Annotated in this window: 21 protein-coding genes and 2 pseudogenes; 9 read left to right on the top strand and 14 right to left on the bottom strand. The window is 66.6% G+C overall.

Features of this window, described 5'->3' with window-relative positions; all coding sequences use genetic code 11:
- Positions 1 to 8 precede the first annotated feature (8 nt).
- The 3 genes from P5G46_RS08670 to P5G46_RS08660 all read right to left on the bottom strand — a co-directional run bounded on the left by P5G46_RS08670 (position 9) and on the right by P5G46_RS08660 (position 2921).
- Complete coding sequence (locus tag P5G46_RS08670) at positions 9 to 1067, bottom strand: alcohol dehydrogenase (RefSeq protein ID WP_005054993.1); 1059 nt, start codon at positions 1065 to 1067, stop codon at positions 9 to 11.
- Between the two features lie 102 nt (positions 1068 to 1169).
- A complete protein-coding gene (locus P5G46_RS08665; RefSeq protein WP_005054995.1) occupies positions 1170 to 2069 on the bottom strand; it encodes a LysR family transcriptional regulator in 900 nt (299 codons plus the stop codon).
- A 96-nt stretch (positions 2070 to 2165) separates the two neighbouring features.
- Positions 2166 to 2921: an SDR family NAD(P)-dependent oxidoreductase gene (locus P5G46_RS08660; RefSeq protein ID WP_005054998.1), complete on the bottom strand. Its 756-nt coding sequence runs from the start codon at positions 2919 to 2921 to the stop codon at positions 2166 to 2168.
- Between the two features lie 152 nt (positions 2922 to 3073).
- Between P5G46_RS08660 and P5G46_RS08655 the strand changes: the two genes are divergently transcribed.
- From P5G46_RS08655 to P5G46_RS08640, 4 genes are all read left to right on the top strand, one after another.
- Positions 3074 to 4399 carry a CaiB/BaiF CoA transferase family protein gene (locus P5G46_RS08655; protein WP_232783957.1) on the top strand — a complete coding sequence of 442 codons (1326 nt, stop codon included), beginning with the start codon at positions 3074 to 3076 and terminating at the stop codon, positions 4397 to 4399.
- A gap of 1 nt (position 4400) precedes the next feature.
- The gene (locus tag P5G46_RS08650; protein WP_005055001.1) at positions 4401 to 5603 is read left to right on the top strand and encodes an acyl-CoA dehydrogenase family protein; all 1203 of its coding nucleotides are present in this window, start codon (positions 4401 to 4403) and stop codon (positions 5601 to 5603) included.
- A 30-nt stretch (positions 5604 to 5633) separates the two neighbouring features.
- A complete protein-coding gene (locus tag P5G46_RS08645; RefSeq protein ID WP_005055005.1) occupies positions 5634 to 6809 on the top strand; it encodes a thiolase family protein in 1176 nt (391 codons plus the stop codon).
- Positions 6810 to 7610: 801 nt separating this feature from the next.
- The gene (locus P5G46_RS08640) at positions 7611 to 8258 is read left to right on the top strand and encodes a hypothetical protein (RefSeq protein WP_408905487.1); all 648 of its coding nucleotides are present in this window, start codon (positions 7611 to 7613) and stop codon (positions 8256 to 8258) included.
- A 24-nt stretch (positions 8259 to 8282) separates the two neighbouring features.
- Here the strand turns inward: P5G46_RS08640 and P5G46_RS08635 are convergent, their stop codons facing one another.
- Together P5G46_RS08635 and P5G46_RS08630 are read right to left on the bottom strand one after the other, a co-directional pair.
- The gene (locus P5G46_RS08635; protein ID WP_408905486.1) at positions 8283 to 8861 is read right to left on the bottom strand and encodes a hypothetical protein; all 579 of its coding nucleotides are present in this window, start codon (positions 8859 to 8861) and stop codon (positions 8283 to 8285) included.
- 186 nt (positions 8862 to 9047) lie between these two features.
- Positions 9048 to 9875, bottom strand: a complete 828-nt coding sequence (locus P5G46_RS08630) for an SDR family NAD(P)-dependent oxidoreductase (RefSeq protein ID WP_408905485.1) — start codon at positions 9873 to 9875, stop codon at positions 9048 to 9050.
- A 140-nt stretch (positions 9876 to 10015) separates the two neighbouring features.
- Here P5G46_RS08630 and P5G46_RS08625 point away from each other — a divergent pair.
- Positions 10016 to 10474, top strand: a pseudogene (locus tag P5G46_RS08625) (MmyB family transcriptional regulator); the annotation flags it as partial.
- 1 nt (position 10475) lies between these two features.
- Here P5G46_RS08625 and P5G46_RS08620 read toward each other — a convergent pair.
- A complete protein-coding gene (locus P5G46_RS08620) occupies positions 10476 to 11186 on the bottom strand; it encodes an SDR family oxidoreductase (RefSeq protein ID WP_408905484.1) in 711 nt (236 codons plus the stop codon).
- Between the two features lie 4 nt (positions 11187 to 11190).
- Between P5G46_RS08620 and P5G46_RS08615 the strand changes: the two are divergent.
- Positions 11191 to 11415 (top strand): annotated as a pseudogene (locus P5G46_RS08615) (DnaB-like helicase C-terminal domain-containing protein); the annotation flags it as partial.
- 114 nt (positions 11416 to 11529) lie between these two features.
- On the opposite strand, the gene P5G46_RS08610 reads toward P5G46_RS08615, so the two are convergent.
- The 3 genes from P5G46_RS08610 to P5G46_RS08600 are packed head-to-tail and all read right to left on the bottom strand — an operon-like array spanning position 11530 to position 16347.
- On the bottom strand, positions 11530 to 14067 hold the full coding sequence (locus P5G46_RS08610) for a GIY-YIG nuclease family protein (RefSeq protein WP_408905483.1): 2538 nt from the start codon (positions 14065 to 14067) through the stop codon (positions 11530 to 11532).
- Positions 14060 to 15691, bottom strand: a complete 1632-nt coding sequence (locus P5G46_RS08605; RefSeq protein WP_408905482.1) for an Eco57I restriction-modification methylase domain-containing protein — start codon at positions 15689 to 15691, stop codon at positions 14060 to 14062. Before P5G46_RS08605 ends, P5G46_RS08610 begins: the two co-directional genes overlap by 8 nt.
- On the bottom strand, positions 15688 to 16347 hold the full coding sequence (locus tag P5G46_RS08600; protein WP_408905481.1) for an N-6 DNA methylase: 660 nt from the start codon (positions 16345 to 16347) through the stop codon (positions 15688 to 15690). The genes P5G46_RS08605 and P5G46_RS08600 overlap by 4 nt, the downstream gene beginning before the upstream one ends.
- Before the next feature lie 180 nt (positions 16348 to 16527).
- Here P5G46_RS08600 and P5G46_RS08595 point away from each other — a divergent pair, with 180 nt between their 5' ends.
- Complete coding sequence (locus tag P5G46_RS08595; protein ID WP_408905480.1) at positions 16528 to 17316, top strand: McrC family protein; 789 nt, start codon at positions 16528 to 16530, stop codon at positions 17314 to 17316.
- 98 nt (positions 17317 to 17414) lie between these two features.
- Positions 17415 to 17999, top strand: coding sequence for a dihydrofolate reductase family protein (locus P5G46_RS08590; protein ID WP_408905479.1), 585 nt, complete (start codon positions 17415 to 17417; stop codon positions 17997 to 17999).
- Here P5G46_RS08590 and P5G46_RS08585 read toward each other — a convergent pair.
- The 3 genes from P5G46_RS08585 to P5G46_RS08575 form a co-directional block, all read right to left on the bottom strand.
- Positions 17966 to 18313, bottom strand: a complete 348-nt coding sequence (locus tag P5G46_RS08585) for a HepT-like ribonuclease domain-containing protein (protein ID WP_408905478.1) — start codon at positions 18311 to 18313, stop codon at positions 17966 to 17968. The two genes, P5G46_RS08590 and P5G46_RS08585, sit on opposite strands and share 34 nt — an antisense overlap.
- Positions 18310 to 18753, bottom strand: coding sequence for a helix-turn-helix domain-containing protein (locus P5G46_RS08580; RefSeq protein WP_408905477.1), 444 nt, complete (start codon positions 18751 to 18753; stop codon positions 18310 to 18312). The genes P5G46_RS08585 and P5G46_RS08580 overlap by 4 nt, the downstream gene beginning before the upstream one ends.
- A gap of 129 nt (positions 18754 to 18882) precedes the next feature.
- Positions 18883 to 19338 carry a VOC family protein gene (locus tag P5G46_RS08575; protein ID WP_408905476.1) on the bottom strand — a complete coding sequence of 152 codons (456 nt, stop codon included), beginning with the start codon at positions 19336 to 19338 and terminating at the stop codon, positions 18883 to 18885.
- A 97-nt stretch (positions 19339 to 19435) separates the two neighbouring features.
- Between P5G46_RS08575 and P5G46_RS08570 the strand changes: the two genes are divergently transcribed.
- Positions 19436 to 20377, top strand: a complete 942-nt coding sequence (locus P5G46_RS08570; RefSeq protein ID WP_408905475.1) for a helix-turn-helix transcriptional regulator — start codon at positions 19436 to 19438, stop codon at positions 20375 to 20377.
- Between the two features lie 16 nt (positions 20378 to 20393).
- Here P5G46_RS08570 and P5G46_RS08565 read toward each other — a convergent pair whose 3' ends face one another.
- Complete coding sequence (locus tag P5G46_RS08565) at positions 20394 to 21008, bottom strand: class I SAM-dependent methyltransferase (RefSeq protein WP_408905474.1); 615 nt, start codon at positions 21006 to 21008, stop codon at positions 20394 to 20396.
- Positions 21009 to 21069: 61 nt separating this feature from the next.
- Complete coding sequence (locus P5G46_RS08560; RefSeq protein WP_408905473.1) at positions 21070 to 22197, bottom strand: helix-turn-helix transcriptional regulator; 1128 nt, start codon at positions 22195 to 22197, stop codon at positions 21070 to 21072.
- Positions 22198 to 22305: the final 108 nt, after the last annotated feature.

Genomic DNA, 22305 nt, shown 5'->3' with positions numbered 1-22305 from the left:
CGGCGCGGTCACGCGCTGAGCACGATCCGGCCGGGCACGCCGCCCGCGGCGAGCCGGTCCAGCGCATCCTGCACCGCCGTCGCAGACAACTCCCCGTCGATGATCGGGAGATGCGGGAGCGCGCCGCGCCGCGCGAGCCCGACGAGCTCCTCGAGCTCGCCGAGGGACCCGACGAAGCTTCCGCGGATGGTGATGATCTTCAGAGTGAGCAACGCGGTGGGGATGACCAGCTCTCCGCCGAACAGCCCGACCTGAACCATCGTTCCGCCCTTGCGGAGCGCGGCGAACGCAGCGGGAGCTGTTGTGGAGTTGTTGACGAAGTCCACGATCGCCGCGACCGGCCCACCGGCGCCGGCGACGATGGCGGCGGCAAGGTCTTCCTGGCGGGCGGAGATCGTCGTGGTCGCTCCGAGCTGCCGCGCCAGTTCCAGATTGCGCTCCTGCAGGTCCACCGCGAGGACTGCTTCGTGGCCGAGCGCGCGCAGCGTGGCGATCGCCATCAACCCGACACCGCCGGCGCCTATCACCACGACCGGATCGGACGCGGTGGCCGGAAGGGCCTTGCGCGCGGCACTGTAGGCGGTCAGGCCGGAGCAGGCGAGAGTTGCGGCCCACCGCTCTTCGATCCCGGTGACGTCGAGGAGGTAACGGGGGTGCGGGACGAGGATAAACTCGGCATACCCGCCGTGGCGGGCGACGCCGAGGTTACGGGGCGAGGGGCACAGGTTCTCGTGACCTGCCTGGCATGCGTCGCAGGAGCCGTCGCCGATCCATGGGTAGACAAGGCGATGCTCACCCGGCGAGACCCCGTCGGCGTCGGGGCCGGCCGCTTCGACGACGCCGACGACCTCATGGCCGAGGACAAGCGGGTAGGTGACGCCCCGGTCGATCAGATTCAGACGCCCCCGGCTGCCGAGATCGTAGTACCCCTCACGCAGGTGCATGTCGGTGTGGCACACCCCGGAGCGAACAACGCGGAGGAGCACTTCGGTGCCCTCGGGCGTTGGTGTCGGCAGTTCCACATCGGTCACGGTGTGGTCGTCTTGGAAGATCGCGAACGCGTGCATGGTTGTCCTCGCCGTTGATATACGCACAGTGGACTCCACGCTTCCACTTCGTTCTGATTCTCTCCAATACCAAATGGCAGGCGGATTGATACCTGGCGACCCTTAGTCCTGCGGCGTCGGGAGGACGGATTCGGACAACCGGAGCACGGCGTGCAAGGCACGGTCGTCGCTGTCGCGCAGCCACGCCATCCGCAGCTCGACAGGTGCGACGTCGTCGGTCAGGCGCAGGAAGCGCAAGTGCGGGTCGGCGATGCTGTCGATCACCGAGGACAGGGTCAATGAGCAGCCGATCTCGGCGGAGACGAGGGACATCAGCGTCCACGAGTCCGGTGCGTGCTGGACGACATCGGCGTTGAACCCGGCGGCTCTACTCATCTGTCGCAGCCGCTCCAGCAGCAACGTGCCGGTCTGCGGTTGGAGCGACACGAACGGCTCACCCTCGAACTGCGCGATCGACACGGCACCGGCGTCGGCTAGACGGTGGGTCTCCGGGACGGCGATGACGAGTTCCTCGACAGCGATCACGCGGGTGCGCACGGCGGCGGGAATGTGGTCCCACCTGCCGAGGGCGATGTCGATGTCGCCGCGGGTGAGCAGCTGCATCGCCGGTTGGGCGAAGTGCTGGCTGAGCAGCTCGAGGTGGATGCCCGGGTGGTTCTGGTTGACCGCTCGGGCGAGCAATCCGACCATCACGTTGGAGGACGCACCCGCGTACGCCAGACGGACGTGACCGATCTCGCCCGTTCCGGCTGCGCGGGCGACCCTGCTCACCCTGTCCAGCGCGTCCAGGACCTCCTGGGCGGGGGCGACGAGGGCCTCGCCCACCGAGGTCAGCGTTACCTTGCGGGTGCTCCGCTCGAACAGCCGCGCACCCAACTCCCGCTCCAGCTGCTGGATGCCGCGGCTGATCGGCGGCTGCGCCATATGCAGGCGCTCGGCTGCCCGCCCGAAGTGCAGTTCCTCGGCGACGGCGAGGAAGGCGCGCAGCTGCTGCAGATCCATCCAGGGATTATTGCATAATCCGTACCGATGGAAGGTGGATTGGCATACAAGTCTGGATGAGTCGGCCGGGGTCGCGCAGACCCCGGCCGACCGAGATCACTGCGCGGTATAGCCGCCATCCACGACATACTCGGCGCCGGTGACGAAGGAAGCCTCGTCCGAGGCGAGGAAGAGCACGACGTTCGAGACCTCCTCGGGCTGGCCGGGCCGGTCGAGGATCGTCGTGGACAGCACGGCCTTCGTCGACTCCGGCGTCGCCAGCAGCCCCGTGGTCATGGGGGTGGCGATGACACCGGGATGCACAGAGTTCACCCGGATGCCGTACTTGGCCAGGTCCACCGCGCTGGCCTTGGTCAGCAGCCGGACGGCGCCCTTTGACGCCTCATACGCGGCGGCGCTCGGTGCGCCGACGATGCCGTAGATGGACGAGATGTTCACGATCGATCCGCCGCCTGAGCGGACCAGAGCAGGCGCCGCGGCCTTGGTGCCGAGGAAGACGCCCTTGGCATTGATGCGGAAGATGAGGTCCCACTCCTCCTCTGTGGTCTCCTCGACGGGCTTGAGGATGAGCACCCCCGCGTTGTTGACCAGGATGTCGAGCCGACCGAAACGCTGCTCGGCTTCTACCACGATCTCGTCCCACCTCGCCGCGATCGCGACGTCCTGCTCCAGCCCCACGGCCGTCCCGCCGTCACTGTTCGCTTCGGCGACGGTCTGCTCGAGCCCGGCGGAGTCGACGTCGGTGGCGAGGACGCTCGCCCCTTCCTGGGCGAGGCGGCGCACATGCGCGCGCCCCATCCCGTTCGCCGCGCCGGTGACGATCGCGACCTTGCCTGCAAGCCTGCTACCCATGGGTTCTCCTTAGCCTCATTGCTGATCACGCCCAGGCGCAGGCCGCTGTCGGCACCGTCGCCTCGACGCTCCCCAGGGTGATGTCCAAACGGGAGTCTCGAGTGTGCCGTTCTGGAACAGCCCCTCGTTTCATGAGATCACAGCATCAATACGTGTCCGATCAGGTATTGGACGGACATAAACGGCTGCTGGGAGTCTGGATGGACATGACGACGACTGAGGTGTTCCCGATGATGAAGAGCTCGCTCCCGGATGACCGGACGGTGCAGGACGTTCCCGGCGGCCCTTTCGACGGCCTCCTAGTCGCCGATTTCGGCCGGGTACTTGCCGGCCCTTACTGCACGATGCTGCTCGCGGACCTCGGCGCGACGGTCATCAAGGTGGAGAGCCCGCTGGGGGATGAGACACGCAGCTACCGGCCACCGGAGTACCGAGGCGAGTCGACCTACTTCCTCTCCATCAACAGGAACAAGCAGTCTGTGGTGCTGGACTTCCGCAACCCCGATGACCTTGTCCTCGCACAGCGTCTCGCGGCCAGAGCCGATGTGGTCACAGAGAACTTCAAACCCAGCGGGCTCCGGCGATTCGGCCTGGACTACGAGTCCGTCAAGCGGGAGAACCCCAATGTGATCTACGCGTCGATCACCGGCTTCGGCACCGCGGGAGGCGCAGGGCTCGCCGGCTACGACCTGCTCGCACAGGCACTGTCCGGACTGATGAGCGTGACCGGCGCGCCGGACGCGGAAGGATTCCGCGCGGGCGTTGCGGTGTTCGATGTGATCACCGGATTGCACACCTGCATCGCGATCACCTCCGCCCTTTACCACCGACAGCGTTCGGGAGAGGGACAGCACGTCGAACTGAACCTGCTGTCCTCCGCACTGTCGGGCATGGTCAACCAGACCGGCGGGTTCCTGCTCAGCGGGCAGTCTCCTACCCGGATGGCCAACGACCACCCCAGTATCTACCCCTACGCACCGTTCCCCACCCGTGACGGGGAACTGGTCCTCGCGATCGGCAACGATGTGCAGTTCGCCACGTTCTGCGACACCATCGGGCTGCCGCAGCTGGCCGCAGACACCCGCTTCGCGTCCAATGCGGACCGCAGCGCGCACCGAGACGCCCTGCGCCCGTTGCTGACAGCACGGCTGGCGTCCAAGACCGCATGGGAATGGTTCGACATCCTCAGCCCGTTGCAGGTCCCATGCGCGCCGGTCCTGGATGTTCGCGGAGGCGTCGAGTTCGCCGCCAAGATCGGGCTGGACCCGAGCGTTCCGGCCGGCACCGACGACCAGGCGGTGCCCACCATTCGCAACCCGATCACGTTCTCCCGCACCCCCGCGACCTACCGCACCGCGCCTCCTGCACTCGACCAGGATGGCGAGGCGGTCCGACGGTGGCTGCAAGACGCGGAAGGCGATGAAGACCACGTCGGCGGCCGGGTCACCGTCCCGGCGATTCGGGAAGAGGGACACTAAGATGACGATCACGACGACAGCACACCCGGTCGACACAGACTTCTACCAGATCGGCGATCTTCTCGGCGACGACGACCGCAACCTCATCACACGTGTGCGCGGATTCGTGGACTCCGAGGTCCTCCCTGTCATCAACGAACACTGGGAGTTGGCGGACTTCCCCTACCAGATCCTCCCCGCCCTGGGCGAGCTTGGGATCGTGGGCACCGCGATCCAGGGCTACGGCTGCCCGGGACTGACCCGACTGCAGACCGGCCTCGTCGCGATGGAACTGTCACGCGGCGACGGCAGTGTGAACACGCTCAATGCCGTGCACTCGGGACTCGCGATGGGCAGCATCGCACTGCTCGGCGACGACGAGCAGAAGCAGCGCTGGCTGCCCGAAATGGCAGCCCTCCGCAAGCTCGGCGCGTTCGCGCTGACCGAGCCCGAGCACGGATCAGACTCCGTTGCGCTGGAAACCACAGCCCGCCGCGAAGGAGACGTCTATGTGATCGACGGTGCCAAGCGGTGGATCGGCCTCGGCCATGTCGCCGACATCGTCATCATCTGGGCACGCGACACCGCAGACTCGAAGGTGAAGGCATTCGTCCTTGAGAAGAATGCCGATGGAGGATACCCCGACGGATATGAGGCCGAGGCGATCACCGGGAAGATCGCCAAACGCGCGATCCAGCAGGCGCACATCGAGATCTCCGGACTGCGGATCCCTGCCGGGAACAAGCTCGCGAAGTCGAGCTCCTTTCGGGACGTCTCCGCGATCCTCAATCGCACCCGCAGCACCGTCGCGTGGGAGGCGCTCGGGCACGCACTCGCCGCGTACGAGGCGGCAGCGGCCTACGTCCAGGAGCGCGTCCAGTTCGGCAAGCCCATCGCGAGCTACCAGCTGGTGCAGAACAAGCTGGCCAACATGCTCGCCGATCTCACCGCGATGCAGCTGCTCTGCTTCCGCACAGCCACCCTGCAGGATGAAGGCCGACTGACGAACGAACAGGCCTCGCTCGCGAAGATGTTCACCGGCGAGCACGCGCGTGCACTCTGCCGGGATGCCCGTGACCTCCTCGGCGGCAACGGACTCCTTCTGGAGAACCACGTCGCCCGCCACCTCACCGACATGGAAGTCGTCCACACGTATGAGGGAACCGACTTCATCCAGTCGCTCATCATCGGGCGCCAGATCACCGGAATATCGGCGTTCGCCTGACCCTCGGCCGACCACGGAAGGGAGCCCGCCATGACCGCGAGCTTTGTCTACGATGCTGTCCGCACCCCCTTCGGGCGGGCGGGTGGCGCGCTCAGCGGCATCCGGCCCGACGATCTCGCCGCAGTCGTCATGAAGGCGACCGTCGCGCGCATGGGCCTCGACCCCGCGCGCATCGATGACGTGATCTTCGGCGATGCGAACCAAGCAGGAGAGGACAACCGCGACGTCGCCCGTTTCGGGGCGCTGCTGGCAGGCTTCCCCACCAGTGTCACCGGCGTGACCGTCAACCGACTCTGCTCGTCGTCGCTGGAAGCGGTGATCCAGGCCGCCCGCGCTGTCGAGACCGGCGACGCCGGTCTCGTGCTCGCCGGCGGAGTGGAGTCGATGAGCCGGGCGCCGTTCATCGTGGAGAAGTCGCCGAGGCCGTGGCCGGCGGTCGGTAACCAGACACTGTGGAACACCTCCATCGGGTGGCGGATGACCAACCCGAAGCTGCCGAAGCAGTGGACCATCTCCAATGGAGAATCGGCGGAGAAGATCGCCCGAGAGTGGGGAATCTCCCGAGATGCCCAGGACGAGTTCGCCGTGCGCTCTCACCGGCTGGCAGCTAAAGCGTGGGCTGACGGGGTCTACGATGGCGAGATCGTGCACGTGCCAGGGGCCGACCTGGCACGCGACGAGGGCATCCGGGACGACACTTCCGTGGACAAGCTCGCCGGGCTTACTCCGCTGTTCGCGCGCGACGGCGAAGGCACCGTCACCGCCGGCAACTCCTCGCCGATCAACGACGGCGCTTCCGCCGTTCTGATCGCCGCGGAGGGTGCGCTGCCCGGCGAGCCACTCGCGCGGATTGCGGGACGCGGGGCGCATGGCGTCGATCCGCATCTGTTCCCGATCGCGCCGATCGAGGCGGCGAACAAGGCGCTCGCACGCGCCGGCCGGTCCTGGGCCGATGTCGACGTGGTCGAGCTCAACGAGGCGTTCGCTTCACAGTCGCTCGCATGCGTCGCCGGGTGGCCTGAACTTGATCCTGAGCGGGTCAACATCCACGGCGGAGCGCTGGCCATCGGCCATCCGCTGGGCGCTTCGGGGGGCCGCATTCTCGGGCATGCCGCGCATGAGCTTGCGCGACGCGGAGGCGGCGTCGCCGTCGTGGCGATCTGCATCGGCGTGGGTCAAGGCCTCGCCGTCGTGCTGGAACGGTGACAGTGAGACCGCGAGCATCCGTTCGTGGTGGGGTCATTGGCAGTCCCAGAGTCAACCGAAGCTTCAGCATTCCCCTCCGACGTTCTTCCTCGACGGTGAGATGCTCGAGCTCGGCCAGCTGCAGTGACCTCCAGCGCTCTCGCCGCCGTGACAGGCCGCTGACCAGACAGGGTCGGCGCGTCAGAGAGCGGTGTAGGAATCCGCCATTTCCCGTGGAATCCTGAGTCCGGGACCACCGCCAACTAGCGTGGAATCCCTGGGGTTATCCGCCATCTCGAGCGGGAACCTACACCTGATTGACCCTTCCCACCTTCGAAAGTGCGTCGTGAAGCAGCGTGCCGCGCACCGACCATGGGTGCAAGTCCCCGAGAAGTCACCGGCGACGTGACGTCGTGTTGGATGCCGACCGAGGACGGCTAAGCCGCAGGGCGGGTCGATGGGACCCATCGCTCAGCTCCCTCGGTGAGGGTGAGGTGAGGGACCAACCAGAAGTCGGGGGCCGCCATAGAAGCGGGTCGCGCCGGGTTCCGTTGCCCTCGTTACAAGACGTGCCCCATCGCGCCCGGGTCTGCTCAGGCACGGCTCACACCGCGCGGCGGCTTGTAGGCACGCGCGCTTAGCGTCTGAGCGGTCACCCGCGTTGCGTTCAGCCGGGGGTGATGCGAGAGAAACCCGCGGGAGATTAGCTTCGCCCTCGGGTCGCAGCCGAGGACTGGCTGCGGGTGTTCCACGATCTGAGGGGCAAGTATGGGCAGTCGTAATCGAGGCTGGAGGGCGCCTCTCGGCGCACCCAAGGGTGGGGTGGCGTCGCGGGCGACGGGCGCGGCCCCGCGGGTCATGCTCGCCGGTGCTGTTCTCGCGCTCGCTGGTGTGACCGTGAGCGGTTGCGCGGGGGCGCCCGAAGCGAATGCGGAAGCTAAGCTCGCGTCATCTTTCGAGGACCTTTTCTCGGAATGGCTCGCAGCGTCCGACGCGACGGCGTACGACAAGGTCGTGCTGCAGGAGGCGATCGAGACGGGAGCAATCACGGAAGATCAGTATCGGCAGGGTCTTGACCTGTACCTCGCTTGCATGTCTGAGGCCGGGTACCAGTTGCGGCAAACGCGGTACTCGACGGGAGTGGTCAACGTGCAGCCCCCGGCCGCGGTGAACGATGTCGCCAAGCTGATGGCAACGGATTCCCTTTGCCGAGAGAAGACGTCTGTCTTCGCTGTCATGGGCTACGAGACGCAGCAGGGGAATCCTGACCTGCTTGTGGATGCGGGAACCGTCGCCTACAGGTGCTTGAAGAAGGACGGTCTGATCGCCGACGACGTCACCGTCGAGCAGGTCGCCGCATTCCTCACGGAAAGCCACCGGAAGGTCTATCCCTTTGATGTCCATGATCTCGGCGTGGAGTCCTGTTTCTACGCCGCGGGGATGGCGTATCAAATCGACGTGACGGGGTAGTTCCAGGCGGTTGTGATCACACGCCTACGCCACCCAGTACCCCACCGCACACAGCATCCGCGTCTCCTCATCCGCTCCCGCGGGCGGCTCGATCGCTGGCGGGAACACGCCCCACTGGCGCCACGCGTCGGCGTGCGGCACGACGTGCTCGTTGAGCCCTTCGATCAGTTCGGGGGAGAGGTGGAACGGGATGCCGAAGTGCTTCGCGATCGAGTACGCCTGGAACGCGCGGTAGGTCGCCATGTGCGCGAAGCCTTCCGTCGCCGGGTATTCGCCGTACGTGAAGCGGAACGTTTCGGCGAACCCGCCCGAGCGCACGGCCGCCCCCGCGGCGTCGTTGAGCGCGTCGTACGAGGCGATCGGATCGTCGCCGAGCAGGTCGGCGTCGGCGAACGGGTCGCCGTCGGCCGCTGCGCGGCCGACGATCACGTCGGGGATCCACGCCTCGTCGTAGGCGTGGCGGCCCAGACTGCCGAGCAGCGTTAGCGACTCGAGCTCGCTCCACTCCTTCGGCACGGGGGCGGAGAAGTCGGCGGGATCGAGCTGGTCGATGACCTCGCGCAGCGCGGCGTCGGAGTGGAGGAAGAGTTCATCCGCTTTCATGGCGCCGACGGTACTCCCGGGCACCGACACGGACCAGGCGCGATGCGACGCAGCACGTACGGCGACCCGGCCATCGGCACGAGCCAGTCCCGAGACGCCCGAGGCCCCGCGACGACCTGGGCAACCGACACGGACGAGGCCCGAGGCGCCCGAGGCCGCACGGCGACCCCGGGCACCTCGCTGGCGTCAGGCAGCCGACGGGACGATGTCGGTCGTGACGGCCAGTTCGCGCGCGGCGTCGATCTCGCCCTGTAGCGTCTCGACGCGTGCGGTCGCGAACTGTACGGAGTCCGAGCCGAGCAGCTGGTGCAGGGGAGCGCTTTCCGTGCGGGCGACCGTGATGTTTGCGGCGGCGGCCTTGGCCGGGTCTCCGAGCTGAGTCCCGGGCATGTCTTGGTGCGCCCGGGTCATCTCGCGGATCGACGGATATGCGTCTACTTCGCGGGTGGGCAGCCCGAGGGAGTTGGACGTGAGGAAGTCGGTGCGCATGTAGCCGGGCTCGACCAGGTGCACCTTGATGTCGAACTCCGCGACCTCGGCCGCGAGCGATTCCGTCATCCCCTCGAGCGCGAACTTGCCGGCGCAGTAGAGCCCCCACCCCGGGAAGGACGTGAGGCCCAGGATCGACCAGACGTTGATGATGGTGCCGCTTCGCTGGGTGCGGAAGTCGGGGAGGACGGCACGCAACACGTTCCAGACGCCGAAGATCTGCACGTCGAACATCTCGCGCGCTTCGTGATCGGTGACCTCTTCGATGGCGGCGAGAAAGCCGTATCCGGCATTGTTCACCACGACGTCGAGGCCACCGAAGCGGGCCTTCGTGGCATCCACGGCCTGCGCCACCTGTGCCTCGTCGGCGAGGTCGACTTCGAGGACGAGGAGACGCGACGTATCGGCGTCGGCCAAGGCGCGCGTCACCCGCTCGGCGGAACGGGTCGTCGCGGCGACCATGTCACCGCGTGCGAGCAACTGGGTGACGAGGTCCCGTCCGAGTCCGCGAGAAGCACCCGTCACGAACCAGACGGCGGGGCGGTCAGTGGGTGAGGCATGATTTCCTCCGTTCAGGTGGGCCGGCGGCTGTCGTTCCGGCTGGTGAACTCAGGCTCTCGCTCGGGAGGTACCCGTGGGGGCTGATATAAGGGCGCGATACCGATGTCCTGGCGGCCAACGCGATGGCACGCGCTCTTTTCACCGATTTCGATCGGATGCCTCCCCGTGAGCGCAACTATGCGCGGTGGATTCTGTGCTCGGCGGAGGCACGCGAGCTGTTCGTGGATTGGGAAGAGCAGGCGCGCAACGCGGTCGCTTCACTTCGCCTCGAGGTGGGGCGCGATCCGCACGACCCCGACACCACCAAGCTGGTCGAGCATCTGACGGAGGCCAGCAGCGAGTTCCACACCTGGTGGGCGGAGCACCACGTGCACCAGCGGACATTCGGCAGCAAACGGCTGCGGCATCCCCTCGTCGGCGAACTCACCGTTCGGTACGAGTCGCTCACGCTTCCCGGCGACACCGAGCAGGCGCTCTACATCTATACGAGCGAGCGCGGGTCCGCCTCACGAGAGGCTCTCGCTCTCCTGTCCAGCTGGACCTCGCGCACGCTCGCCGTCTGACTCAGCGGCGGACCCGCGCTCCGCCAGCGAGCGCCCCGAAGATCCGCTCGTAACGCTGAGCCGGGTCAAGGCTGAGCCCGGCCTTGATGAACGCCGCCCAGTCGTCGGCGAGCACTTCTTGCGCGCCCGATTCGACGGCGTCGAGGGCGGCGCGTGCGACGTCGATCGGCGCGACCCTCGGACCCGGGATGCCATCGGACATGTCGGTGTCGACCAAGCCCATGTGGACGGCGACAACATGCGTGCCCTCAGCCGCCAGCTCCAGGCGCGCGCTATCTGCGAGTGACCAGGCCGCGGCCTTCGAGGCCGAATACGCGCCCGACAGGGGAGTCGTGAACCAGGAAAGCGCTGAAACGACATTGATGATCGCTCCTCCGCCATTGCGGGCGAGCGCGGGTGCGAACGCGCGGATCATTCGCAGAGGGCCGTAGAAATTGGTGTCCATCTCGCGGCGAATGTTCTCCTCGTCTCCGGTGGTCAACGGAGTGCTCGTCGAGATTCCCGCGTTGTTGACGAGGACGTGGACGTCGCCCGCGACGGCGGCGGCGGCAACGATCTGGGCGGGGTTGGTCACATCGAGCCGGATCCTCTCGACGCCGGTCGCGGTGATGCTGTCGATGTTACGCGCCGCGGCGTAGATGGTGGCAGCCCCGCGGCGCTTCGCCTCGTCGACGAATGCCGCTCCCGGACATGGGCCAGAGCTTCCTGACACCAACCTCGCTCTGTCGCAGCTCAACCGTGGTGCCGAGCAGCGTGCTGACAGGAAGTCGGCACTGAGCGACCTGCGTGAGTCGGGCTCGATCGAGCAGGATGCCGACAGGGTGGTGCTGCTGCACCGCGAGGCTGCATACAGGAGGGGCTCACCGCGTGCGGGTGAGGCCGACATGATAGTCGCGAAGCACCGTGGCGGGCCGACCGACACCATCACCGTGGTGTTCTAGGGGCGATACTCGCAGGTCACGGACACGGCGCCGGGGATACAGGCCTGAGGCGACATCCGTAGCACAGTAGGTTTCACGGAGTTGTCCATATCGAACTGATCGCCTTCGCCTGGGTCAGTGCTCGACTGCCACCACCGTGTCGTAAAGCCCGTAGTGTCGCAGTCCCGCGTGTGACTCGACTCCCGTGTATTTGAGTGATGCATCTTCGTAGCGTCGGAAGGCAAACACTGCTTGGTTCATGTGCCCGGCGTTGAAGACGCCAAGTGAAACCAGAAGATTGAAGTCTTCGACGGTGAGGCCGGTGACGGCCTGGAAGAGCTCCGGCTCGATCTTGGTGATGACGTCGTAAAGGGTGTTCTCGCGGAAGTCCGTCAAGTACATGAAGGCGGGGATTCGCGTCGCGAATTTGATGAGCTTCTCTTGGATCTGCTTGCGCTTGGACTTGTACTCCTTCTCTTCGGCCGTGAGCTCCTTCTTCTCGACCGGGGTGATGTCGTCGCCCTTCTCCTTCTTCGTCTTGCCGACGGACTCGCTCTTGTTCACCACGGTTTCAAAGATGCTGGCCCCAAGGGCCCTAAAACCCTCGATGTTCATGACCGCCTTCATCGCGGCATCCGACGCCATGATCTTCTTGAGGGTGAGGTTGTCGACGTTGACGAGCACCGCCGACTCCCACTTGCGGGCGAGGAGGGTGGCGGACGTGCCAGACATCGCGATGTCGAGGACGCCAGCCGCATCGACCTGCGTCATGTTCGAGCCGTCGTAGGCCAGCACGGGCAGGAACGACACGAGCTCCTCGACGGCGCGCTCGGGATTCGGGCTCTCGGGCGAAAGTCCGCGCCCGTACTCGCTGATCTGCCGTAGCGCCCGCGTCGGCGCGAAGTCAAAGACGAAGCAAACCGGCTTGAGGATTGCCTCTTCGTTCGGATCGTCGCCGTTGGGGTTGCGAATCGTCCACGGCGATTGCACTCGGAACGCGGCCTGGAAGTACGTTTCGGGCGCCCGCAGATTGCGAAGCATCAGGATCGACGACCACTGCGGCACGGTCACACCGGTAGTCAGCTTGCCGACCGTCAGCGTGATCGTCTTTGTATCGTGGCCGCCGCCGATCGCCTCGCGCACCGGCGGCAGCGCGTCGAGTCCGACCCCGACGCCGGGTGCAGATACATTCACGACGCGATAATCGTGCCAGAATGCGTTCTGCGGCTTGGCCAGCAGGTTCGCCATCGCCGCGCACGAAGCGGTGCGCGGCAGCATCCAGAGCGAGTGCTGCATGTACGGCAGCAGGCGCGCGTCAGAGTACGGGAACGGCGGTCGCGTGCCGGCCCTCATTGCATCGACCTGTGTCGGCAGATAGCCGCCTCGGATGATATCGAGCCACTTCTGCACATCGTCCTCGTGGACGAAGGATGCCTCGGCCCCGATCCCCTTCGCCTCGAAGAACGCGTTGAGATCGAACTCGTCGAACTCGCCCTGGCTCGCGATCGCAATGAGCTCGTCAGGCATCTGGTACGTAAGCAGACGCATCTCAGGCAACGGGGCGTACGGATTCGGCTGATCCGGATGCTGCGCCACGAAGTTTGCCTTCGCTCGCTGCTCGTCGGTGTACGTCCAGTTGAAGATCTGCTCTTCGATGAACCGCCCCTCGTTGAGCACCTTGAACGGTGTGCCCGAGAGGTAGAGGTAGGCGCGCGCCTTGATGGGTACGAACGCGTCCTCGTCGCTGCCGCGCTCTTCAAGCTCTTCGGCGAAAGTCTCTTCCGCAGCCGAGAACTCGAGCGCCTCCTCCTTCTGGCGGACGGTGTCATCCTCGCCTTCGAAGAGCTCTTTGGCCGTGTCTCGCCAGGCACCGAAGTGGTACTCGTCGAACACGACGAGGTCCCACATCACCTCAGTCAGCCATTTGTGCTTGGCCTTGAAGTTGCCGGCGGCGTCGCGGCCCAAGAGGTCCTGGAACGACCCGAAGAAGACGAGCGGCTGATCCGGGTCGACGGATGCCGGATCCCCGCCTGTCTTGCGCGACAGGTACTGCCACCCGTCGAAGTCGACGTGGGTCCTGAGGTCGGTGTCCCACGCGTCCTCGACCGCGGGTTTAAACGTGACGACGAGCACGCGCTTGGCGCCGAGCTTCTTCGCGAGCTGGTACGTCGCGAAGGTCTTGCCGAAGCGCATCTTCGCATTCCACAGGAACTCGGGGACGGCGTCTTCGTCCTCGGCCCAGATCGACTCGTAGTAGTCGTGGGTCTTGTCGACCGCCGCCTGCTGCTCGACGCGCATCGGGAAGTCGAGGGTGGGCGTGCCCTCGTACGCCTTGTTCGCGCGCAGCTCGGCGATCGCCAGCCGGACGTCTTCGACGGTGCAGCGCATCCACTCGAGCGTCGGGTTCGCGAACTTCTTCTTCTTGAGGCGCTCACGCACGTCGAAGTCGCGGAACACCGTGCCGTCGGGCCTATCGGCGGGTTCGTCGAGCACGATCTCGAAATTCTCAATCGCGGCGGTCTTGAGCTGCTGTGCGACGCGCTTTTTAACGTCCTGTGTCGTCTGCCCGACCTTGAGGAGCCCAGAGTGGGCATCGTCGGCGATCGAGTACGCGTAGATTCGCAGGCGGGCTTCGAGCTTCTCGGGGAGAAGCTCCTCGATCGACTTAGGCATAGTAGTCCGCTGCCCAGCTAACTGGCTTCACGAACCGAGCCATGAAGTCTCGATCTTCGTCGGAAAGTCCGTACTTTGCCGCGAGATCGTCGTCGTGCCACGCCCGTGAGAAGTCCTGCGTCGGCGCCAGCGTGTACACACCCTTGGTCACGTGCTGAGACACACGCTTGAGTGTGAGCATGAATCGGAAGAACTGGGTTCCCATGTAGGTCGCCACGTTGCGGGCTTCGGCGTCGTTGGAGAAGGGCCCGATGACGAGATACGTCTCAGTCGAGATCTCGCCGGGGCCCGCGATGATTGGCTTGGAGAGAACGAGATGCGGGTAGTCGTCACTCCCCGGGCTCGCGTAAGGCACGAGAAGTTTGGTCGCGTCCACGAACCCCACTCCAGAGGTCACAACCGCCCGAGGGGCGTACACGATGCCGCCGTTCCGGTATACGCGAACGCCGCCATCGACCGGCGTCTGACTTCCGGCGAAGGTCGTATCCAGACCAAACGGCTTTCGCGAGCTCACCAAGGAACTGAACCTCTTCGCGAGCGGCAGCATCAGTTGCCCGGGCTGGTCACTACCTTCAACAGCGAGGACCTTTCTCAGGATCGCGATGCCCTCGTTGTAGCGGACGAACGTTTCCAGCCCCGGCTCGACCAGAGGCCTCACTGCCGATGACGTAATTCCGCCGCGTTCGTGCGTGTACACCTCCGCATCGCCCGGATGATCCCGGTCCCACAGGAAATAGCAGATTCCCCCGCGATTGTTCACACCGGGAAACACGTCGCCGGTGTCAGGGAAGTCGTGGAGGACCCGCAGTCGGTCGTCACCGAGCATCGAGGTGCGGAACTCTGCCAACCCCTTGCCCCCGGCGTACCAACGCGCGGGAATCACAACCGAGAGAAGACGTGGCTCAAGCGCCTTCGCCTGTTCGACGAATCGGTGATAGATCGGCGCTGCGCTCGAGCCAAATCCACCGTCGTCGAGCTGGTACGGGGGGTTGCCAATGATGACATCGAACTGCACGTCTGCTCCAAACAGTTGCGCCATACGCGCCTTCGGGTTCTTCGTGTGGATAAAGGCGTAGGCGTGCGTCTCGAGCTCGTCAGATCGCTCATGGGCTGTTCTGCTTGCGCCACAGTAAGCACAGCGGTCCCCCGCCCACGTGTGCGCGGTGCGCTCGAACCAGATATTGCCCCAGTCGCGGTCGAAGGATTTCGCGATCGAGTGTTTGCCCGTGGCATCCTTCGAGCAGTAGAGGCTGCGGCGCGCGAGCATCGCGGTTAGCCGCGTGATCCCGATGCCGTAGATTTGCTTGGTCAGGATGTGATCAACGCGTTCGCTGAGTTCGGGAATCTGCGACTCGAGACCGCCTGTCAACCGCCGGGTAATCTCACGCAGGAATACGCCCGACTTCGTGAACGGGTCGAGGAACGTGACCGTGGGATCGGACCAGATGGAGTCGCCGTCGTTCGCCTCGGCCCACGCGACCTCGAGGGTGTCGAGCATCTGGTTGGCGAGCTCGGGCGGGGTGAAGACCTCGTCGTTCGAGAGGTTCGCGATGCACGTGAGCACGTCGGGGTTGTGGCCGCGAAGGGCGAATGACGCCTTTCCGTCGAGGACCGGCGCGCTCATGCCGCGATCTCCTGCACGGTCATCGAGGGGTAGGTGCGCACCGGGGTGAAGATCTCGTGCTCATGGAACGCCCCGAACAGACCCATCGAGGCCCCGGCGCGCTGAGTCAGGTCGTCGAAGCGGAAGTCGCGCCGCTGGTACTTGCCGCGCCCGAGGTAGCCCCACTCGGGAACCGTGATCGCTTTGCCGAAGGCATCCGACATCTTCAGGGCATCGCCCTGCACGATGTTCGCAGCGAGCACGGCCAACGCCGCGCGCTTCCACTCGTCGCCCGCGTCAGGACCCAGATATAGAACAAACGTTCTCGCGAGGTTCGCGCGGCATTCGGCAACGTTGTCGGCCAGTAGCTCGATGCCATAGACGCACATCAGTCCGAAGAGAGCGTAGTGGCGCTTTTCGAACTCGCTTCGGCCGTGCCGTGCCGACACCGCGGCGAGCTTGCGCTCGAGGATCGGTACCAGGAAGTTGCCTGATCCGCACGCGGGTTCGAGGAACCGGGAATCGATGCGTTCGGTCTCGGACCGGACCAATTCGAGCATGTCGTCAACGAGCCAGCGTGGCGTGAAGACCTCCCCGTGGTCGGCCACCCGCTGACGTGACCTGACCAGCTGCTCGTCAGCATTGGCGCCTATGCGCCGCGCCCCAAGTGTCGCCATCTCTGATCCTCGGCAAGACCTACTCGTTCTCTGGCGGATCCGCCTTGGCCCGCACAGCCGACTCTAGCTGCCCCGCCGGGCGCGCCGCGGACTTAGCTCACGGGACAGGCAATCTCCGGGGCCAGCACTCGTGTTCGCGGCCGGATTGTCGTCGGATTACGACGGGGGGCGAGTTCGGTCATGCGGGGTCGGTGGGATGTGTCGCGCCAGCTGGCCGTTCGACCCGGGCTGCCCCTGCCTCTCGAGGTCGACTACGACCAATTCAGTGAGGATGTGCCGGCAAACCGCATCCTGCATACCGCCATTCGAGCGCTTCGCTCAGTGAATCTCTCACGCGGCGTTGAGTTAATTCGCACGGAGCTCGAGATGAACTTCTTCGAGACGGGTCTGGTGCCGCGCGGGATGCCGCTGCCGACTGTCGTGATCACGAGATTGAACGAGCATCTCGGGCCCGCTCTCATGCTCGCCCGGCTGATCCTGGAGGCGGTGTCGTGGACGCACCGTGAAGGCGTCCGGCGGGGCGGCACGTTCCTGCTGAACATGGCGACCGTATTCGAGTCGTTCGTCGCCGAACGTCTCCGCGCGCTTCTGGAGCCGAAAGGTCTGCGCGTCACCCCGCAGGACAGAAGATGGTGGCTCGATACAGAGCGCGTCGTGGCGCTCCGCCCAGACGTGGTCGTCGAGGCCGGGGTGCCGACGAGCGTCGCGGACACCAAGTACAAGGTGCTCAACGACGGGAATGGTGGTCCGCCGAGCGGTGACGTCTACCAGATGGTGGCTTACGCACTCGCTTTGGATGTGCGGACGGCTCACCTCATCTACGTTTCGGGCGACGTGGTCTCTCAGATCATTCGCATTCCCTCGGCGCGGGTTGACGTTCACGTTCACGCCGTGAGCCTCGCCGGAGGTATCGACGATCTCGAAGCCGAGATGGCTCGGTTGGCTAGGGCTATCGCACCGCCTGCGTAGGCGGTGATCCGAGCAGGCGGGGCGCTGGACGGATGCCGGAGGTACGGGGACGATAGACCAGACGCGTGAGGGGGCGCGTCGCGTCGAGAGGATCGGACATGGCTCAGCCGTTGCGCTACGGCATCAACGTCTCCCTCGACGGCTGCGTCCACCACGAAGCGGGCCTGCCGCCGGATGCCGAAACGATGGCGTTCTGGACCGACGAGCTGCGCCGCTCCGACACGCTCCTCTACGGGCGCGTGACGTACGAGCTGATGGACGGCGCGTGGCGTAGGCCCGTATCGGGACAGTGGCCGGGTTGGATGGATGCCAGCGAGGTCGCGTTCGCGGAGGTGATGGATCCGATGCGGAAGGTCGTGGCCTCCACCACCCTCGACAGCGCGAACTGGAACGCCGAACTCCTTAGCGCCGACCTCCTCGACGGGGTGCGGCGGCTCAAGGAGCGGCCGGGGCGGGGAATCTCGCTCGGCGGAGTGCGGCTGCCGGTGGCGCTCGCTGCGGCGGGGCTCATCGACGAGTACACATTCGTCGTGCATCCGGTGATCGCCGGTCGCGGGCCGCGACTGCTCGACGGTGTGGAGCTGACGCTCGAGCTGGTCGAGCGGCGGGAGTTCCGTTCCGGGGTCACGGTGCAGCGGTACCGGCCGGCTCACACTCCCGGGATTAGCACTTCAGCGAGGTAGGCGCGCAGCCGGGGAACGTCGACAGTCAGCGTGCGCCAGACGCGGTGCGGGTCGAGGTCGTCGTACTGGTGCGCGGCGAAGTTCCGCATGTCGATGATCTGCCGCCACGGCTGCTCTGCGAACCGCTCGCGTATGGCGACCGGAATCTTCGCGACACCCTCACCGATACGGATCAGCCCCATCTCCGCCGCCCACTGCGCCTGGACGTCCGCGAGGAACGAGTCCTTGCCGCCGGTCACGATCTGCGCGATCACATCGCACACTGCGATGACCCGGGTCGCGGCATCCCGAGCTTTGTGCGTCTCGACGTTCACACCGGCACCGCTTCTCGCAGGATACGGTCGCGAAGATCCCCACGAAGGGCATCGGATGCCACGACGTCGACCTCCGCGTGCAGGAGATCTGCGAGGGCGAGGCGGAGCCCGATCTCGTCGAGCAGTCCGGCCTCGGGTGTGAAGTCGACGAGGAGGTCGATGTCGGAGGACTCGGTGGCCTCGTCGCGGGCCACGGATCCGAAGACGCGGGGGTCGGCGGCGTGATACTCCACGACGAGGCGACGGATCTCGTCGCGGTGGCGGAAGAGCCGGTCGCGAAGGCTGCCCGCGAGCGCTCGCCGGATGCGTTCGAGAACCTCGGCGCTCGGCTGGCGGCGACCGTTCTCGTACGCGGAGATGTTCGGTTGCGGCACCTGAGCGGCGCGGGCGAGTGCGGCCTGGCTCAGGCCGGCCGCTCGTCGTTCCGCGCGGATGTCCATATCGACAGAATACCGCAGGGGTTATCGCGGTCGATATGGCCGCGGGGCGGTGCCACCGTGGCGACCCCGCCCCGCGCGGTCTTCAGGGCCTAGCGCGCGAGGCGCGTGTGGTCGGTGCAGCGCACCGGGTCATTCCGCCACGACCGACACACTCCACGTCACGCCGAACCGGTCGGTCAGCATGCCGAACCCCGCGCTCCACGCCGACGCCGCGAGGGGCTCGACGATCGTGGCATCCACCGCCAGGGCATCCCAGTAGCCTCTCAGCTCGTCGAGCGTGGGCGAACTGATCGAGACGAACAGCGCCTGGTCGGTGATCGTCGTGTTGTTCTCGCGGTGAGTGGAGCCGCCGCCGGCGATGCCGCCCTCGGTCTGGCCGGGGATGTCGTATCCCATGATGCGGAACCCGTTCTCGGCGGCGACGAGGCCGAACACGACTTTGTCGGCACCGGGGATCTCGGCCGGCATCCCGAAATCGGCGTACGTGTTGATGACGAGGTGGCCGCCGAAGACGGACTGGTAGAACTCCAGCGCCTGGCGGGCGTCGCCGCGGAAGTTCAGGTGAGGGGTGGTCTGCACGGACATGTCTGCTCCTTAGGTCTCGGGCCGGATCGGCTCGTGACACCACCCTCGCAACCGTGTAGGTCGGTTTCTGTCCTAGACCGGAAATACCCTGGATGCCATGACCACGACCTCGCGGCTGCTCACCCTGCTGTCGCTGCTGCAGACGCGGCGCGACTGGCCGGGGTCGCTGCTCGCCTCGCGGCTCGGCATCACCGACCGCACGGTGCGCCGCGACATCGATCGCCTGCGCGAGATGGGCTACCGCATCGAGGCGACGATGGGTCCGGACGGCGGGTACCGTCTCGACTCCGGCGCCGAGATGCCCCCGCTGTTGTTCGACGACGACCAGGCGCTCGCGGTGGCGGTCGCGCTGCGCACCGCCCCGGCGCTCGGCGCAGGCATCGGCGAGGCCGCGATCCGCGCGCTCGCGACGATGCGCCAGGTCATGCCCTCGCGTCTGCGGCACCGCCTCGACACCCTCGAGGTCACGACGGTCGCGCGGCCGGGGGAGGTGGCATCCGATCCGATCTCACTCGACGTGCTTGTGACGCTCGCGCAGACGATCCGCGACCGGGTCACGCTGCGCTTCGACTATGGGACGGACTCCCCGCGGCGCGTCGAGCCCCACTACCTCGTCGTCTCGGACGGCCGGTGGTACCTCGTCGCGTGGGATCTCGACCGCGACGACTGGCGGGTCTACCGGGTCGATCGCATCCATCCCCGCATCCCGCACGGCGCCCCCTTCACCCCGCGCACGGTGCCGGGTGGCGACGTCGACGCGTTCGTCTCGGCCCGGTTCAAGGGCGCGGATGCCAACGCCTGGCCGTGCCGCGGAACGGTCCTGCTGCACCTCCCGGCGCGTGCCGTGTCGCCCTTCGCCGGCGACGGGACCGTCACCGCTATCGACGAGCACACCTGCACGCTCGAGGCGGGGTCGTGGTCGTGGGGAGCGCTCGCCGCGTCGTTCGGGCGGTTCGAGGCCGAGATGCAGGTCGTGGGTCCGCCGGAGTTAGCGGCGGCGTTCCGGGTGCAGGCCGAGCGGTTCGCGCGCGCGGTGTAGCGACGCCTCAGGCGCATCACCCCTCTGCCGATGCGCCGCCGTTTCGGCAGAGAACCGCGGCGACCGGACGCTGCCCCGGGTCGGCGCGCCGATGGACGTCCGCGATGGTGAACCCGGCGCGCTCCAGTACCGCCGCCACTTCTTCGACGGGCCATCGGTATGCGCGGACCACCGCGTGATCGAAGGGCTCGATCGCACCGTCCGAATCGAAGTGCCCCAGCAGCAACGTGCCGTCCACCCGGAGCGTGCGTCGGAACTCCGCGAGCGGCGCGGCGATGTCAGCCGGGCTGTAGTGGATGGTCGAGAACCACGACAGGATGCCGCCCAGCGAGCGGTCGGGCTCGTCGATCGCCTCGATGCTGCCTACGGCGAACGGCACGGCGGGGTAGGTCGAGCGTGCGTGCTCGATGAACTCGGGAACGCGGTCGATTCCGCGCACCTCGACGCCCAGGTCGAACAGGTGCCGTGTCCAATGGCCCGGGCCGCATCCCGCGTCGACGATGCGACCGGAGACCGAACGCGCCCACGACTCGACGATCTCGCGATCGACGGGATGGACGGCATCCATCGTTCCGATCCTCTGCGCGTACTCGGCGGCGCGGCTCGAATACGCGGCGGTCACATCGGTCACGACCCGAGGCTATCCATCCGCCCAGGACCCGTAGCCTGACGCCGCCGCCCGACGACAAGGCTCACGCCTCCGCGAACCACCCGTCCGCGCCGAGATCCGACCCCGCGCGCGGCATGTACTGGTCGAAGTACACGCGGGCGACCAGCTCGCGGCGGCTGGTGACGCCGGCCTTGTCGAAGATCGACTTGAGGTGATCCTGCACGGTGTACGGCGAGACGTGCATCGACGCGGCGATCTCCTTCGTGTCCGCGCCGCGGAGAACGGCGCCGACCACCTCGCGTTCGCGAAGAGTCAGCGCGAACGCCGCAGCCACGATGTCGATGACTTCCTGCGGGCGTGCTTCCTCGATGGTCACGACCACCTCGCCGGCGCGGTCGCCGAGGCCGCCGAGCGGCGCGGCGTGCAGCACCAGCCACACGCCGTCGGCCGTGCGAGTGCGGGTGCGCGGCATCCGGGGGAGTGTCCCCGCGGCGAAGCGGCGCGCGCCGCTCACGAGCGCCTGGATGTAGCTGAGGGGGTCCGCCCCGGGCGCGGACAGCTGTGCGAGACGTTCCTGCGCGCCGGGGCTCGACTGAACGACGCGATCCGAGGCGTCGATGATCAGGACCGCCGGGCCGGTCGGGTGCACGGCCTCGCGGCGGGCGAGCTGCGAGAGCAGACCCGTCCGGATGCCACGCGTCAATGCCGGCGCGATATCTGTCAGCAGCTGCAGCTCGCCCGCGTCGAAGACCGCGTCGTCGCTGCCCCGGAGGATCGACAGCGTCGCCCACACGCCGGCGCGATCGGCGAACACGACGCGTGCTTCGTCGACATAGCCGAACCGGGGGACGACGAGATCGGCCATGCGTTCGAGGCGGCCGACCTGACCCTCGGTGGCCGCGTGGATGCCGACGGCGACGTTCCCCGCCGACGCCATCTCGTCGTAGTGGGTGGGGTCGGGCTCGCCGCCGTACTCGATGCGTGCCCACGCCACGTCGGCGTCGTTCCGGCCGTGCAGGTCGCCGAGTTTGTGCGTGCTGGAGATCATCGACGTCGCCGGATCGGTGCTCGAGAAGCAGCCCGCGACGAAGGGGATGACGCTCAGCAGTGCGGCGGCGGACTCCTCCATGAAGTCCGCGAGCGGCAGGCCGGCGCGCGACAGCACATCGATGTCGCTGCGCGCGCGTCCGGCGGCCAGAGCGGTGACCATGCCAACAGTGTGCTCCGCTCCGGGCTTCGCCACCATCCCAGGATTCTGGGGGGGCCGGAAATCCCCTCTCGTCTGGGATGGATGCCGATGACGAAGGGGAGCAGAGTC

Source organism: Microbacterium mcarthurae, from assembly GCF_046064585.1.
GTDB lineage: Bacteria > Actinomycetota > Actinomycetes > Actinomycetales > Microbacteriaceae > Microbacterium > Microbacterium mcarthurae.
Note: the sequence above shows the minus strand (reverse complement) of the source record. Positions and strands in the feature narration are given on the sequence as shown.